General features: G+C 54.8%; 1 protein-coding gene. It reads right to left on the bottom strand.

Annotated elements, in window-relative coordinates:
* Positions 1–307: 307 nt before the first annotated feature.
* The gene (locus A3730_RS06305; RefSeq protein WP_063519287.1) at positions 308–1,012 is read right to left on the bottom strand and encodes a TorF family putative porin; all 705 of its coding nucleotides are present in this window, start codon (positions 1,010–1,012) and stop codon (positions 308–310) included.
* Positions 1,013–1,147: the final 135 nt, after the last annotated feature.

Here is a 1,147-nt window from a genome sequence, read left to right as displayed (position 1 = left end):
TGGGTGTCACCTGGATTGAAAACCACTGTCAGCAAGGTTGCGGTGAGTCGTGGCAATGCGGGTCGTTACGATAGTCTCTATGGCAGCCAGGGGGTGGCCCCAATTTCAGACCATGATGCACTGGTGGTGTATTTTTCAATTAAGAGATAAAGAAAAGTGAGGGGTGTTGCGTGAAGCGTGAGGCATGTAGCGTCAATGAAAAAAGCGCCGCAGGGTTGCTTGCGTGCTTGCGAGGACCAGGGAGAGCCCTGCGGCGTAAACAGTGGGCGACCGCAGTCGCCCGAAGGAGCGTGTTTGATCTTGTGCCTTACAGGGCGAACTCGTAGGAAACGCTCATTACGACGTCGTCATCCCAGGTCTCTTCGCCGGCAACATCTTCCTGATCTACGATTTTGGACGCAGTAAAGGTGAACTGGTCGGTGACGGCGTAGCTCAGATCCACGTGGGTGTAATCTGCCAGGGTGCCATCGACTTCCGGATCGCCATCGAAGTCGTAGTAACCTGCACTAATACCGTATTTGTCGTAGCCGTAGCCCAGTGCGAAGTAGTTGTCCTTGTTGTCTACGGCGTTGTCGCCGTGGCCTACTTCGCCAACCCCGATGAAGGCATCGGCGCTGAAGCCGGCAAAGCCTGCACCCACATGCACTTCTTCGAAGTCAGCACTGGAAGCCGGATCAGTGGCACCGGTGCCGCCGGAGGTGTAGTTGTAATCGATGTAGCTGATGTCATAGCTGAAGCCGCCGGCTTCGCCACCAAAACCCGCGTACAGGTCATACTCGGTGTCGTCGGTTTCAGAGGATGCCCAAGCGCCTGCGTACAGGCCGGAAGCGTGGGCGTAATCCACACTGCCGTATACCGCTGCGCCGTCAGTCAACTGCTGACCACGCCACAGGTACTGGCTGGATGCACCCAGGGTGCCGCTGACTTCCGCCGCAGCAATGGCAGGGGCCAGGCTGGCAGCAATCACTGATGCCGCCAGAACGGTTTTCTTCAGACCAAATACGTTTTTCATGTGCAACCCTCTTAACAAGTCTAATTCGTTCAGTGTGCGCAGGTGACGCACCGCCAATTCGGCTCATCAGGGTTACTGCAGAGACTGTGCCAATTATTGTTATTCTTTTTATAACAATAATTTAGCTTGTTTTAG

The sequence above is a fragment of the Alcanivorax sp. HI0044 genome (assembly GCF_001634945.1).
The sequence above is the reverse complement of the archived record's forward strand: the minus strand, read 5'-3'. Positions and strand labels throughout refer to the sequence as shown.

Coding starts and splice junctions, on each gene's coding strand:
- A3730_RS06305 (WP_063519287.1), bottom strand. CDS start 1,012: ATGAAAAACGTATTTGGTCTGAAGAAAACCGTTCTGGCGGCATCAGTG.